17 protein-coding genes are annotated in these 13,564 nt (G+C 71.0%); 5 read left to right on the forward strand and 12 right to left on the reverse strand.

The window, feature by feature from the left end; translation table 11 throughout:
• Positions 1-23: 23 nt before the first annotated feature.
• From HNR73_RS25610 to HNR73_RS25645, 8 genes are all read right to left on the reverse strand, one after another.
• The gene (locus HNR73_RS25610; RefSeq protein WP_184790176.1) at positions 24-1,040 is read right to left on the reverse strand and encodes a DNA-directed RNA polymerase subunit alpha; all 1,017 of its coding nucleotides are present in this window, start codon (positions 1,038-1,040) and stop codon (positions 24-26) included.
• A 96-nt stretch (positions 1,041-1,136) separates the two neighbouring features.
• Positions 1,137-1,763, reverse strand: a complete 627-nt coding sequence (gene rpsD / locus HNR73_RS25615) for a 30S ribosomal protein S4 (RefSeq protein WP_184790177.1) — start codon at positions 1,761-1,763, stop codon at positions 1,137-1,139.
• Positions 1,764-1,779: 16 nt separating this feature from the next.
• Positions 1,780-2,184 carry a 30S ribosomal protein S11 gene (gene rpsK / locus HNR73_RS25620; RefSeq protein ID WP_184790178.1) on the reverse strand — a complete coding sequence of 135 codons (405 nt, stop codon included), beginning with the start codon at positions 2,182-2,184 and terminating at the stop codon, positions 1,780-1,782.
• Between the two features lie 39 nt (positions 2,185-2,223).
• Positions 2,224-2,604, reverse strand: coding sequence for a 30S ribosomal protein S13 (gene rpsM, locus HNR73_RS25625; RefSeq protein WP_184790179.1), 381 nt, complete (start codon positions 2,602-2,604; stop codon positions 2,224-2,226).
• Positions 2,605-2,770: 166 nt separating this feature from the next.
• Positions 2,771-2,884, reverse strand: a complete 114-nt coding sequence (gene rpmJ, locus HNR73_RS25630; RefSeq protein WP_012854604.1) for a 50S ribosomal protein L36 — start codon at positions 2,882-2,884, stop codon at positions 2,771-2,773.
• A 25-nt stretch (positions 2,885-2,909) separates the two neighbouring features.
• A complete protein-coding gene (gene infA, locus HNR73_RS25635) occupies positions 2,910-3,131 on the reverse strand; it encodes a translation initiation factor IF-1 (protein ID WP_013016493.1) in 222 nt (73 codons plus the stop codon).
• A 359-nt stretch (positions 3,132-3,490) separates the two neighbouring features.
• Entirely contained in the window at positions 3,491-4,084 is a 594-nt protein-coding gene (locus tag HNR73_RS25640) for a hypothetical protein (protein WP_184790180.1), read from the reverse strand.
• Positions 4,085-4,165: 81 nt separating this feature from the next.
• Positions 4,166-4,774 carry a hypothetical protein gene (locus HNR73_RS25645; protein WP_184790181.1) on the reverse strand — a complete coding sequence of 203 codons (609 nt, stop codon included), beginning with the start codon at positions 4,772-4,774 and terminating at the stop codon, positions 4,166-4,168.
• A gap of 140 nt (positions 4,775-4,914) precedes the next feature.
• Between HNR73_RS25645 and HNR73_RS25650 the strand changes: the two genes are divergently transcribed.
• A complete protein-coding gene (locus HNR73_RS25650; RefSeq protein WP_184790182.1) occupies positions 4,915-7,500 on the forward strand; it encodes a M4 family metallopeptidase in 2,586 nt (861 codons plus the stop codon).
• Between the two features lie 1,427 nt (positions 7,501-8,927).
• Here the strand turns inward: HNR73_RS25650 and HNR73_RS39175 are convergent.
• Positions 8,928-9,413: a nuclear transport factor 2 family protein gene (locus HNR73_RS39175; RefSeq protein ID WP_221331154.1), complete on the reverse strand. Its 486-nt coding sequence runs from the start codon at positions 9,411-9,413 to the stop codon at positions 8,928-8,930.
• Positions 9,414-9,455: 42 nt separating this feature from the next.
• Entirely contained in the window at positions 9,456-9,839 is a 384-nt protein-coding gene (locus tag HNR73_RS40885) for a sigma factor (protein ID WP_184790184.1), read from the reverse strand.
• On the opposite strand from HNR73_RS40885, the gene HNR73_RS41240 reads away from it, so the two are divergent.
• Positions 9,771-10,004: a DUF899 family protein gene (locus tag HNR73_RS41240; RefSeq protein ID WP_203686785.1), complete on the forward strand. Its 234-nt coding sequence runs from the start codon at positions 9,771-9,773 to the stop codon at positions 10,002-10,004. The two genes, HNR73_RS40885 and HNR73_RS41240, sit on opposite strands and share 69 nt — an antisense overlap.
• Positions 9,995-10,150, forward strand: coding sequence for a DUF899 family protein (locus HNR73_RS39190; protein ID WP_203686783.1), 156 nt, complete (start codon positions 9,995-9,997; stop codon positions 10,148-10,150). The genes HNR73_RS41240 and HNR73_RS39190 overlap by 10 nt, the downstream gene beginning before the upstream one ends.
• A 42-nt stretch (positions 10,151-10,192) precedes the next feature.
• On the opposite strand, the gene HNR73_RS25670 is transcribed toward HNR73_RS39190, so the two are convergent.
• Both HNR73_RS25670 and HNR73_RS25675 read right to left on the reverse strand, forming a co-directional pair.
• On the reverse strand, positions 10,193-10,843 hold the full coding sequence (locus tag HNR73_RS25670; RefSeq protein WP_184790185.1) for a nicotinamide mononucleotide transporter family protein: 651 nt from the start codon (positions 10,841-10,843) through the stop codon (positions 10,193-10,195).
• 78 nt (positions 10,844-10,921) lie between these two features.
• Positions 10,922-11,530, reverse strand: coding sequence for a helix-turn-helix domain-containing protein (locus HNR73_RS25675; RefSeq protein ID WP_184790186.1), 609 nt, complete (start codon positions 11,528-11,530; stop codon positions 10,922-10,924).
• A gap of 97 nt (positions 11,531-11,627) precedes the next feature.
• Between HNR73_RS25675 and HNR73_RS25680 the strand changes: the two genes are divergently transcribed.
• The gene (locus tag HNR73_RS25680) at positions 11,628-12,446 is read left to right on the forward strand and encodes an MBL fold metallo-hydrolase (RefSeq protein WP_184790187.1); all 819 of its coding nucleotides are present in this window, start codon (positions 11,628-11,630) and stop codon (positions 12,444-12,446) included.
• 136 nt (positions 12,447-12,582) lie between these two features.
• Positions 12,583-13,536 (forward strand): zinc-binding dehydrogenase, encoded by a 954-nt coding sequence (locus tag HNR73_RS25685; protein ID WP_184790188.1) that lies wholly within the window; start codon positions 12,583-12,585, stop codon positions 13,534-13,536.
• The last annotated feature ends 28 nt before the right edge of the window (positions 13,537-13,564 follow it).

The following is a 13,564-nucleotide window of genomic DNA, read 5'->3' on the forward strand; positions in this document are numbered from 1 at the left end:
TTGGTCTTTTTGCCGCCGCAGCCTTAGAGCTGCTCGGTCTCCCGGTAGTCCTCGCCGTCGTCGTCACCGAAGGCGTCGACTGCCTCGGCAGGGTCGAAGGTGCCCACGGAGTCCTTGAGGGACAGACCCATGCCGGCGAGCTTCATCTTCACTTCGTCGATCGACTTCTGCCCGAAATTCCTTATATCGAGCAGGTCGGCCTCGGTGCGGTTTATCAATTCCCCGACCGTGTCCACGCCTTCGCGCTTCAGGCAGTTGTACGACCGCACGGTCAGTTCCAGGTCCTCGATCGGCAGCGCGAGATCGGCGGCCATCTGGGCGTCCTGCGGGGACGGCCCGACGTCGATGCCCTCGGCGGTCGAGTCGAGTTCGCGGTACAGACCGAACAGCTCCACCAGGGTGGAACCGGCGGAGGCCAGTGCGGTGCGCGGCGTCGTGGACGCCTTGGTCTCGACATCGACGATGAGCTTGTCGAAGTCGGTGCGCTGCTCGACACGGGTCGCCTCGACGCGGTAGCTGACCTTGAGCACCGGCGAGTAGATCGAGTCGATCGGGATGCGGCCGATCTCGGAGTTCGGCTGCTTGTTCTGCGGCGCGCTGACGTAGCCGCGGCCCCGCTCGACGGTGAACTCCATGTCGAGGCGGCCCTTGCCGTTGAGCGTGGCGAGGTGCAGCTCGGGGTTGTGCACCGACACACCGGCGGGCGGCTGGATGTCACCTGCGGTGACCTCGCCCGGGCCCTGCTTGCGCAGGTACATGGTGACCGGCTCGTCGTGATCGCTCGAAACGCACAGCTGCTTGACGGCCAGCACCAGCTCGACGACGTCTTCCTTCACGCCGGGGATGGTGGTGAACTCGTGCAGCACGCCGTCGATCTTGATCGAGGTGACGGCGGCGCCGGGGATCGAGCTGAGCAGCGTACGGCGCAGCGAGTTCCCGAGGGTGTAGCCGAAGCCGGGCTCAAGAGGTTCGATGGTGAACTTCGAGCGCGTCTCGGAGATGGACTCTTCGACCAGGGACGGCCGCTGAGTGATGAGCACTGTTCCTCCAGTTGTACGGGGACGCCCGCTATTTGACGTCCGCGAACATGTGCGGCCGCGCACCGGCGAGTTCCGCCGGGCGCGGCCGGTGAGCCACTACTTCGAGTAGAGCTCGACGATGAGCTGTTCCTGAACCTGCGTGTCGATGACCTGACGGGCAGGCAGCGAGTGCACGAGGATCTTCATGCGGCTCGGGATGGGCTCCAGCCACGCCGGGACGCGCTTCTCGCCGGCCTCGGCACGGGCGATCACGAAGGGCGTCATCTCGACGGACTTGGTGCGCACCTCGACGATGTCCTTGGGGGACACGCGGTACGACGGGATGTCCACCTTGCGGCCGTTGACCATGAAGTGGCCGTGCTTGACCAGCTGGCGGGCCATGTCACGCGACTTGGCGTAGCCGGCGCGGTACACGACGTTGTCCAGGCGGGATTCGAGGATCTCCAGGAGGACCTCACCGGTCTTGCCCTGGCGCTTGTTGGCTTCCTCGTAGTAGTTCCGGAACTGCTTCTCCAGAACACCGTAGGTGCGCTTGGCCTTCTGCTTCTCGCGCATCTGAAGGAGGTACTCGGTCTCCTTCGGACGGCCGCGGCCGTGCTGCCCGGGCGGGTAGGGACGCGACTCAAGGGGGCACTTCGCGCTTTCGCACTTGCTGCCCTTGAGGAAGAGCTTGACCTTTTCACGACGGCAGCGGCGGCAGTCGGGTCCGGTGTAACGAGCCATGTCTCTCTATCTCCCCTTAGACCCGGCGCCGCTTGGGCGGACGGCAGCCGTTGTGCGGCTGCGGGGTCACATCCTGAATCTGACCGACTTCGAGACCCGCCGCCTGCAGCGAACGGATCGCGGTCTCACGGCCGGAGCCGGGACCCTTCACGAAGACGTCGACCTTGCGCATGCCGTGCTCCATCGCGCGACGGGCAGCGGCCTCGGCGGCCATCTGCGCGGCGAACGGAGTCGACTTGCGGGAGCCCTTGAAGCCGACCTGGCCCGACGAGGACCAGGAGATGACGGCCCCGGTGGGGTCGGTGATGGAGACGATCGTGTTGTTGAACGTGCTCTTGATGTGAGCGTGCCCGTGGGCGACGTTCTTCTTTTCTTTACGACGGAGCTTCTTGGTGGCTCCGGCGCGTGCCTTAGGCGGCATATGTCTTTGCGCTCCTTGGTGTAAGCCTGTACGGACCGGTTACTTCTTGCCGGGCTTCTTCTTGCCGGCCACGGTGCGCTTCGGACCCTTGCGGGTACGAGCGTTCGTGCGGGTGCGCTGTCCACGCACCGGCAGACCGCGGCGGTGCCGGATGCCCTGGTAGCAACCGATCTCGACCTTGCGGCGGATGTCTGCGGCAACCTCGCGGCGAAGGTCGCCTTCCACCTGGTAGTTCTGCTCGATCCAGTCGCGGAGCTGCACGATCTCCGCGTCCGTGAGGTCTTTGACCCGCTTGTTCTGGTCGATGCCCGTGCCGACGCACGTGGCGATCGCGCGGGTACGGCCGAGGCCGAAGATGTACGTGAGGCCGATCTCCAGGCGCTTCTCGCGCGGAAGGTCGACACCTACTAGACGTGCCATTAAGGGCTGGTACTCCTCAGATGTACGGAGGTGGTCGCCACCCCTGCCCTCGTCAGCCCATGTCACCTTGGTGACGAGACGAGGCCCTGGCCTCCGATACCAGGGGTCGTCCACGCGAAAACGCGTGAACGGCGGGGAAACGCTGCGGTGCCTTGTGGTCTGGCTACTAACCCTGACGCTGCTTGTGGCGCGGGTCCTCGCAGATCACCATGACCCGGCCGTGGCGGCGGATCACGCGACACTTGTTGCAGATCTTCTTGACGCTCGGCTTGACCTTCACGGCTGCCCTACTGTGTTCTCGTCGGTCAGCGGTAGCGGTAGACGATCCGCCCGCGGGAAAGGTCGTATGGAGATAGCTCCACGACGACCCGGTCCTCGGGAAGGATCCGGATGTAGTGCTGTCGCATCTTGCCGCTGATGTGCGCCAGTACCTTGTGGCCGTTGGTCAGCTCAACCCGGAACATGGCGTTGGGCAGAGGCTCGATGACACGACCCTCGATCTCGATGGCGCCGTCTTTTTTCGGCATGTCCTCCGCTACCGTGACTCTCTGATTGCGAATACTCGGTCCTGAAACGTTCGGCGCGCCTTGCACCCCAGCCGCTCCGCATGGCCTTGGGAAGCGCTCCTAGGCACAGCAGAATGGGCGCGGTGCGCCGTCGATGAACTCTACTCCCCTTGCGCGTGGCGTGCCACTTCGGGTCGCGAAGGGGGGCCGGGGGTGGTGAGAGTCACCGCCCCCGGAGCACGTCACCCGGCTCGTCCGCGCGTTGCGGCGGGACGTTCAGGAGACCGCGATCACGTTCCGGCGTCGCGGGCCGTACCCCTGTCACCAGGTATACCCCGGACGGGAACTCGGTGGCGAGTTCGACGGCGGCGGAGCGTCGGCTAACCGTCCCCCAACTCCAGTTCAAGACCGCCCCGGTCGCCGCGGACGAGCAGCAGGTCGGTTTCGGTCCCGCCCGAAGGGCCCGTGGAGCGCAGCTCGTACACGCCGGGCAGGACCCACACGCCGAAGCCGGTCGCGTCCGCCTCCGGGAAGGCCGTTCCCGCGAAGTCGACGTCGCGCGGTTCTCCGGCGACGGTGACGATCGCGCGCTCGACCGGGCAGTCGACGAACGGGAAGTGGTCGTGCCCCACCACCGGGATCGTGATGGTGGTGGGCTCGACGCCGTCGGCGGTGACCTTGAGGTGGACGTCGTAGTCGTCGGGCGCGTCGGTCATCTCGACATCCAGGATCTCGGCGTCGCGCCAAGGGCGGCTGGGCGGCGTTCCGGCGGGTTCCTCACACCAGGGATGGATCATGTCCGCGATCGCGGCCGGGTCCCCGCCTTCGACGGCGGCCAGGAATTCGAGGGCGAAGCTCCCACTCGGTTTCCACCCCGAGCAGGCGAAGAACCCCCCGCCGCAGAGCACGAGGAGGACCGCGCCCGCCAGCAGTTTCAGCCACAGGTCGCGATGCCGCTCCACGGCTAAACCCATGCCGTCACGGTACGGCGGTTTCGGCCCGCCGTGTGTCCCGTGCACGCTCGGCGGGTTGCGACAGATCGCACCCCGGGGAGCTCACGCCACCGCCGTCAGGGCGAGGGCCGGCTCCTCCTCCAGCGTCACCGTCAGCCGCCCGGCGAGGGCGACTCCACCGTCACCGGTCGCGGTGACCGTGTAGATCCCCGGGAGCAGCCAGACGTGCACCATCGCGCCGGACCCGACATCACGGCCGTCGATCGTCACGGCGGTGAGGCCACCCCCGATTTTCGCGGTGATCGCGCCCCTGACCATCGGGTCGAGGATCACCTCACGGCCCTTCACCGTCCCGACGGCGAAGTTCAGCCGGGCGCCTCCGCTGCGCGTCAGGTCGGTCGAGGCGACCTCGACGACGACGTCGTAGTCGTAGCTGGAGTCGTTCGGCGAGGTCTCGACGATCCGGGCGTCGGTCCACGGGAAGTCGGGCAGGACCGCTTCGGCCGGGCCGGGGGCGCCGTTGAGGCTGTCGGTGAGGGAGGCGATCTCGTCGAGGTCGCGGTCCTCGATCGCCTCGATGAGGTCCAGCGCGATCCGGCCCTCCGGCCGGTGCACCAGCAGGTAGGTACCGACCATGAGCAGGAACGCGGCGAAAACGGCCCCCACCCAGACCAACACCGGGTGCCCGCGTGCCGCCGTCATCAGTCCCATCGGCACACGGTAGCCACTCCGCGCATCTGTGAACTTTGTGAATAGCCGCCCTTGACGCACCCCCGTCCAGCCCGATAGCAATACGGGCAATGTTGTTTAAAGCTGTTGGCTTCACCGCCCACGGCTCAAGGGAGGCAACAATGGTCCGACCCACCCTCCGGCGCGGCGCGCTCTTAGCCGTCGCCGCACTGGCCGCGACGGCCCTCGGCGCGCCCCCCGCGCACGCCGACCCCGACCTCACCCCGCTCGACGTCCAGGCCCTCGACGCCGCGCTCGCCCACACCGGCGGCACCGCCCGCGCGGCGGCAACCGACTTCACGCCCCTGTCGGCGACCTCCGACGGCGCCGACACCACCGTCCGGCTCCAGCAGCTCCACCACGGCGTCCCCGTCTTCGGCGCCCACGCCCTCGTCCACCTCACCGACGGCGCCGCCGACCCCGGGCAGGACCCGGTGACCGGGAAGACCTTCGCGCTGACCGTCGGCACGACGGCCCGCGTCCCCGCCGAGACCGCCGGGCACAAGGCCCTGGCGAGCCTCACCGACCCCCGCACCCGCTCCGGGGCGACCGTCACCGGTGCCGAGCTCACCGTCCTCCCGCTGGGGTCGGGCGTGCTCACCTGGCGCGTGAGCCTCTCCGGCCTCGACCACGAGAAGCGGACGCCGATGATGCGCGACGTGTTCGTCGACGCGCTGACCGGCGGCGTGCGGATGTCCTACGACACCGTCCAGTTCGCCGGACCCGCCGACGGCGACGGTGTCGCCCACGACGGCCGCACCCTCCCGCTGAAGGTCCACACCACCGACACCGGCACCTTCGAGATGCGCGACCGCTCCCGCCCGATGTGGGACGGCGTCAACGGCGAGATCGTCACCTACGACGCCGAAGGCCGCAACTACTGGGAGTACTCCGGCCAGTTCCCGCCCGACACGCCCGTCGTGGCGGGCCCGACCGCGTCCTTCGGCGGCCGCGCCACCGACTCCGGCGCCGTCGACGCGCACTGGGGCGCCGGACAGGTCTACGAGTACTACAAGTCGCGCTTCGGCCGCGAAGGCCTCGACGGCGAGGGCGGCTCGATGATCTCGGTCGTCGGCACCACCTACTTCGGCCGGCCCTTCGTCAACGCCTTCTGGGACGGCACGAAGATGGTCTACGGCTGGTCCACGGGTGAGATCCGGCCGCTGTCGGCCGACCTCGACGTGGTCGGCCACGAGATGACCCACGGCGTCATCACCAACAGCGCCGACCTCGTCTACATCGGACAGTCCGGCGCCATGAACGAGGCGCTCGCCGACTACTTCGGCAACGCCGTCGACGTCGACGTGACCGGCACCGACATGGCCGACCCCGGCTCGGGGCTGCTCGGCGAGGACCTGTGCCGCACGACCACCCCGGCCGACTGCGCCCTGCGCGACCTCAACGACGGCCGCACCACCATCGACAGCTTCCTCGGGGTGAACATCCGCAGCGACTCCGGCGGCGTCCACCTCAACTCCACGATCTTCTCCGGCGCCCTCTGGGACGTCCGGCAGAAGCTCGACACCGCGCTGACCGACAAGGTCGTCTACAAGGCGCTCACCGAGTACATGACGCCGACCGACACCTTCAGCGACGGCCGCGCGGCCGTCGAGGCCGCCGCGCGCAAGCTCGGCCTGTCACGCGCCGACCGCAAGGTCATCGCCGACGCCTTCGCCGCGCACGGGATCTACCCCGGCTGGGAGAAGGACCTGGGCGTCGACAGCCGCGTGCTGTTCGAGGCCGTCACCGACCGGTCGGTCACCTTCGACGCCGACGGCGGCGCCTACGTCGTGACCAGTTCCGACACCCACGGCGAGGCCTACCCGACGATCTGGGCCGGCCGCACCGACGGGCACGGGAAGGCCAAGGCGGTCAGCCCCGATGACGGCCGCTACCACTCCAGCCCCTCCACGGACGGCAAGACCGTGGTGTGGACAGCGGAGGGCTACACGCCCGAAGGCGAGCCGTGGGCGGCGGTGCTGGCGCGCTCGCTGAAGGGCGGACCGGTCCGCACGGTCGCCGAGGCCTTCGACGGCACGAGTTACGCCTCGCCGACCGTCGACGGCGAGACGATCGCGTGGACGGCCAGCGAGATCCCCGCCTTCGAGACGAACGTCTACGTCAAGGCCGGAACGGCCGCGCCGGTCGCGGTCACGCCCGCGGCCGGGATCCAGGGGTCCTGGCTGGATCTGCGCGGCGGGCGCCTCGGTTACGTCGAGATCGACTCCTCGGGCGGCTGGACATACCGGCCGGTCGTGTACGAGCTCGCGACGGGCGCGAAGACCTACTTCGAGAACCGCCCGGAGTTCGTCTACAACAAGGACGTCGTGCTCGGCTCGAAGGGCCCGAGCTGGGTCCAGGACGTCGACGTCGACGGCAACGCCGCCATCATGCAGGCGAAGTACGACGGCACGGGCGTGCGGGCGCTGATCGCCGAGGACGACGCCGACGCGCCCTTCCAGCCCGTCCTGGACGGCAACGACCTGTTCCTGACCTACAGCTCCCGCGACGCCTCGGCGGCCGGGAACGCCGGGCTGGCGAAGCTGTTCCAGCTCCCGGCCGTGGGCGGGGAGCCGTGGCGCGTGTCGTGCAACCGCGGCGACCAGGGCCAGTTCGCCGTCGACGGGCTCCTGCGCGTCGTGTGGCTCGACGGGACGACGGGCATCACCAACGTCGTCACACGTGCCCTGCCCGCCGGACGCTGCTAGACCGGAAGGTGTGGAGGCGGGCGCGCGGCCTCGGCCGCGCGCCCGCTCACGCTGCCGGGGCGGCGGCGTTCGTGGCGGCGTTCGTGGCGGCGATGCGCATGCCGGGCCGCGCGGGGCGCGTCACGCGCCGAGAGCCGCTCCGGCGCCGCGATCCGGCGGGTCGCGTGTCACCTCACGCACCGACCTTCCCCGCCTGGCGCCGTGTCCGCCGCGCGGTTGCCTCACGCCCACCGAACTCGCCCGGGAGCAGGTCGCGAGCCGACGCTCGTCCCGGCAACGCGCCCCGGCCGGTCGGGAGCGCGGTCACCTCACGCCCGGCCAAGCCGCCCGAGGCACCTCACGAGCCGACGCTGGCCCCACCACCGCGCCCACCACCGCGCCCGCCGGACCGCGCGCGGGTGCGGGGGCAACTCGCCGGAGCCATCCGGGGCAGGTCACGAACCGACGCTCGCCCCGCCGCGACCACTGGGCTGCGCGCGGTCACCTCACGCCCGGCCAAGCCGCCCGAGGCACCTCACGAGCCGACGCTGGCCTCACCACCGCACCCGGAGGGCCGCGCGGTTGTGCGCGGGTATGCCCGGTTGTGCGGCGACCCGCCGAAGCCGTCCAGGTCACGTCACGCGAGCGCCGACGTTCGTCCCGGCGCCACATTCGGCGGCTGCGTGCGCGGTTACCTCACGCTCGTCACAGCCACCCGGAAGCAGGTCACGAACCGACGCTGGCCCCGCCACCGCACCCGGCGGGCCGCGCGCGCACTCACCTCACGCCCACCGCAGCCACCTGAGGACAGGTCACGAACCGACGCTCGTCCCGCCACCGCACCCGGCGAGCCGCACGGTTGTGCGGCGACTCGCCGAAACCGTCCAGGTCACGTCACGCGAGCGCCGCCCCCCACGCCGCGCCCGGCGAGCCGCGCGCGCACTCACCTCACGCCCACCGCAGCCACCCGGAAGCAGGTCACCAGCCGACGCCCGCCCCCCGCCCGCCCGCCGGGCTGGGCCGGGCACGGTTATGCGCAGGTGTGCGGTTGTGCGGCAACTCGCCGAAACCGTCCACGTCACGTCAGGCGAGCGCCGCCCCCCGCACCCGCACCCGGCGAGCCGCGCGCGCACTCACCTCACGCCCACCGCAGCCGCCATCCGCCCCCGCCGGGCCGGGCCGGACCGCGCACTGTTATGCGCAGGGGTGCGGTTGTGCGGCAACTCGCCGAAACCGTCCAGGTCACGTCACGCCCCCCGCCACCGCCCGCCGGACCGCGCACGGTTATGCGCAGGTGTGCGGTTGTGCGGCAACTCGCCGAAACCGTCCAGGTCACGTCACGCGAGCGCCAACCCCCGCCACCGCCCCGCCGAGCCGCGCGCACTCACCCCACGCCCACCGCAGCCGCCATCCGCCCCCGCCCCCCACCACCGCTCCCCACCCCCCGCTCACACCACAATCCGCCGCGGCGTCCCGAAGGCCTCGACGTGGTGCGCGCCGACGAAGGCGTTCGACTTCGCGATCCGTCCGCCGACGATGCGGAGCACGTCGACGACGTGCGCCTCGTAGTGGGACGCGCCGGGTTCGCGCAGGTAGCGCAGCAGCGCCGGGCGGCTGTTGGCCACGGCCGGGAAGGTGCGCCAGTCGTAGGGGCGCGCGAGGAAGGCGGCCGCGGCCTCGGCACCGACGACCGGCGGCGCCGGCGGCGTGGTGATCCGCACGTCCTCGGCGAGCAGCGCCCGGAAGTCGGCGGCGGAGCTCTCGGCGGCGTAGCGGCGCAGGACGTCCTCGTCGGCGGGGGTGAGTTCGGGGCGGCGCCGGTCGCGGGGGTCTTCGGGCGCGTGGCGGCGGACGGTGGCGCGGGCGCGCTGGAGGAGGCTGTTGGCGGCGGGGGTTCCACGCCGAGCGCGGCGGCGACCTCGCCGGAGCTCCAGCCGTGCACCTCGCGCAGGACGAAGGCCGGGCGGGCAGGTGGGTCAGGGCGGCGATGAGAGCGAGCTCGACGGTATCCACGGCGGCGCGGCCGTCGTGCGGGTCGTTGCCTTGCGGGTGTCGAGGAAGGCGTTGGTGGCGATCCGGTAGAGCCACGTGCGGGCCGAGGCGCGTCCCTCGAAGGCCTCCCGTGCCTCCCAGGTGCGCAGGAAGGTCTCCTGGACGAGGTCGTCGGCGACGTTGCCGGTGAGGCGGCAGCAGTGCGCGAGCAGTTCGCGGTGGTGCGCGGTCTGGGCGGCTTCGAACCACGCCCGTCTCGCCTCGGGCCCGGGTGGTGCGACACGGTACCCGCCGGACCGATGACGATCGGCGGGGTTCGTCGTCGGAGCCGCGATCGCGAAGCGCTGCTGTCGCGCGAGAAGGCGCACACCCGTGAGGGCGACGCGATCGCCGCCGCCCGCAGGCGCCTGCCGGTGACCGAGGTCGACGCGGGCATCCCCTTCACCGGTGCTCCTCGGCCGGCATCGAGGGCCGGGGTTTCCCCGCCGACGCCTTCGCCTTCTTCCTGCGGCGGGACGAACGGGTGTTCCTGACCTACGAGACCGACCATCGCGGCTGCGAGGTGATGATGCCGGCGCTGCTGCTGCTCGACATGGGCGTCCACGGCCGCCAGGAGACCTGGGAGGACTCGCCTGAGGGCTGGCCGCAGGACGCGGCCCGGCGTGACCGCCTGACATGACGACGCCCCCGGGCACCCGGCCCGGGGCGTCGCCGAGAGCCTCTAGTCGGCGGCCGCCGCGGCGGCCTGCACCGACCGCAGGGCGGTCTTGCGCCAGTCGAGGAAACCCTTGACGACCAGCGCGGCGAAGACCACGTAGACCAGTGCCGAGAAGTACAGGCCGGACTTGATCTGGAGGGGCACGCCCACGATGTCGACGGCGAGCCACACCAGCCAGAACTCGACCAGCCCGACGGCCTGCGCACCGAACGCGACGAGTGTCCCGACGAAGATCCAGGCGTCCGGGAAGGGGTTCCACGAGGCGTGGAAGCCCTGCGCGTTCAGGTAGGTCAGCAGCCCGCCGAAGGCGCCCGTCCCGACGACCATCGCCACGCCGATGAGGAGGCGCTCGCGGGCGGTCGCGGTCCGCACGACCATCCCGAAGACCGTGCGCTTGTGCCGGGTCCAGGCCCACCAGCCGTAGACGGAGATCAGCAGGATCGCGACCTGCCGCGCGGCCAGGCCGCCGAGGGTCGCCGACATGTAGACGATGAACAGCATCACCGTGGCGAGGATCTGCACCGGCCAGGTCCAGATCGTGCGGCGGTCGGCGAGCAGCACGACCAGCAGCGCCGACAGCTGGCCGACGAGCTCGGCCCAGGAGATGTGCTGATCGAGGATCGTCAGGCCGCTGTTAAGGAGGAACTCGCTCACGAGCGCGAAGCGTACACCGAGCGGAAGGGCTTCGGGCGCGCTGAAACCGTTGGTGCGCGAACGGCCCGGCACGGCCGGTCAGGGTCGGCGTGAGATGACCATGAGGTATTCGCAGGGAGCGTTCGTCCGGTTGGCGAAGCCGTGTTCGGCGTCGGCCTGGAAGAACAGCGAATCGCCGCTGTTCAGGGTCTCGCTGATCCCGCCGATCGCGACGGTGAGCGTGCCTTTCAGGACCACGAGCTGCTTCTCCGTGCCCGGCGGATACGCGGGCAGCAGCCCCATGGAGACCTGGGCCGGGAGGTAGTGGACGACCATCTCGGCTCCTCCCGCGCCCGGAGCCGCCGACACCATGTGCCGCTCGAAGCCGGTCTCGGGGTCGCGGAAGACGGGCCGCTCGTTCTTGCGCATGACGACGGCCACGCCGGACGCGGCGGCGGCCGGAGCGCCGATCAGGTCGGAGAGGGCCACGTCGAGCGCGTGGGCGATCTTCGACGCGACGCCGATCGTCGGGCTCTTCTCACCGCGTTCGACCTTGGACAGCATCGCCCGGCTGACCGACGACAGCGTGGACAGCCGCTCCAGGGTCAGGCCCGCCTCCTCGCGGTGTCGCCGCACGTTCCCGCCGAACGCGCCGGCCAGGTCGTCGCCGTGCTGTGGTTCGGCCGCGTTCTCGTCCTGCTCGACCATCGCGCTCCTCGATCAATGGGCACTCGCCGCCAACAGTGTACGGTTTCTCCTAAAGGAGATTCGGTCTCCTATTGAAGATGGACATGACGGAGGTTCCATGCGTTTCCTTTCCAGCGGCCGCCTCCACGCCGCCTTCGAACTCGGCGAGCTGCGGGTGGTCTCGCTGCGCGACGGGTACATCGACATGCCGCCGACACGGCTTCGCGACGAGGACGGCTGCGCGCTCGCCGAGCTCCCCGCCGCCGTCCCGCTGGCCGGCGACAACCTGCGGCTGTCGGTCAACGCCTTCCACGTCACCGACGGCACCCGGTCGCTCCTCGTCGACACCGGCGCGTCCGACGCCTGGCACGACCCGACCATGGGCCTGATCTACGACGCGCTCGATGAAGCGGGCGTCGACCGAGCCCACATCACCGACGTGGCCATCACCCACCGGCACGAGGACCACGTCAGCGGCCTCATCGCGCCCGGCGGGGCGGAGGCCTTTCCCAAGCTGGAACGCGTGTGGATCGGCGCGGGCGACGTCTCGGTGTTCACCGGGCGGCTCGCGCCGGTCCGCGACCGCGTCATGCCCGTCGCGGAGGAGGTCGCCATCAACGACTGGGCCACCGCGATCCCGGCGCCCGGCCACACCCCCGGCCACACCGTCTACGAGGTCGCGAGCGGCGACGGCCGCCTGCTCATCTGGGGCGACACCGTGCACGTGCCCACCCTCCAGTTCGAGCGGCCGGACGTGACCTGGGAGCTCGACGGCGACCAGCCCCAGGCCCGTGCCGCGCGAGCGGCGCTCCTCGAACGGCTGACCCTCCCGCACCACTTCGTGGCCGGCGCCCACCTCGACTCACCCGGCATCGCCCGCGTGACCCCTTCCGGCCACGGCTACACGCTGGAGTACCTCGCGCCACCGATCGGCTGACCGAGCCGGCGACACCGGGCACACCCGCCCGAACACCGTGAAGCCGTGCGGGTGTGCCCGGTCACTCACCCTGGACCTCAACCGGAGTTCAGGCTGTTGACTGGGCGCTACCGATCACCCCACGACGGGAGCGACCATGCGCGTCATTCGCCTGCACGAGTACGGACCGGCGCAGAACCTGCGGCTCGAAGAGGCCCCCGACCCGGCCCCCGAGGCCGGGCGCGTGCGCGTCCGGATCGCCGCTTCCGGCGTCCAGCTGCTGGAGACCTGGCTGCGTGAAGGCAAGCGGGTCGGGCCGCACCCGGCGCCGAAACTGCCCGCCGTGCTCGGCGGGGAGGTCGCGGGAGTCGTCGACGCCCTCGGCGAAGGCGTCCCGGCCGGGCTCCTCGGGCAGCGCGTCGCGCTCGGCCTCGACCACGGCGGCTACGCCGAATACGTCCTGGCCCGGCCCGAAGACCTCCACCCGCTCCCCGCCGGACTCGGCACCGCCGAGGCCGTCGCGATGCTCAACACCGGCGTCACCGCCCACGCCGTGTGGGACCTCGCCGAAGCCGGACCGGGCGACGTCGTCCTCGTGACGGCGGCCGCCGGCGGCATCGGCGGACAACTCGTCCAGCTCGCCAAGGCCTCCGGCGCGACCGTCGTCGGCCTCGCGGGAGGCGAGGCGAAACTGCGGCTCGTGCGCGAGGCGGGCGCCGACGCCGCCGTCGACTACCGCGAACCCGGCTGGCCGGACCGCGTCGCCGAGGCCGTGGGCTCGGTGACCGTCGCCCTCGACGGCGTGGGCGGCGAGATCGCGGCCGAGGCCTGGCGACTGGCCGACCGCGGTGTCTCCTTCGGCGCCGCCGCCGACAACGGCGACATCGGCGGCGAACTGCCCGACGGCGTCCGCTCGCTGTTCACCGCACCCGTGATGGCCGACTTCGGCAACCCCGAGGCCACGCGCCGGCATGTCGCCCGCGCCTTCGCCGCGGCCGCCGAAGGTCGCGTCCGGACGCCCGTCAGCGCCTACCCGCTCGCCGAGGCCGCCGAGGCGCACCGCGCGATGGCCGCCCGCGAGACCATCGGGAAGGTCGTCCTGCTGCCTTGACCCGGCGAGACCGACGACGGTCACCCCG

The organism is Phytomonospora endophytica, from assembly GCF_014202425.1.
Taxonomy (GTDB): Bacteria; Actinomycetota; Actinomycetes; order Mycobacteriales; family Micromonosporaceae; genus Phytomonospora; species Phytomonospora endophytica.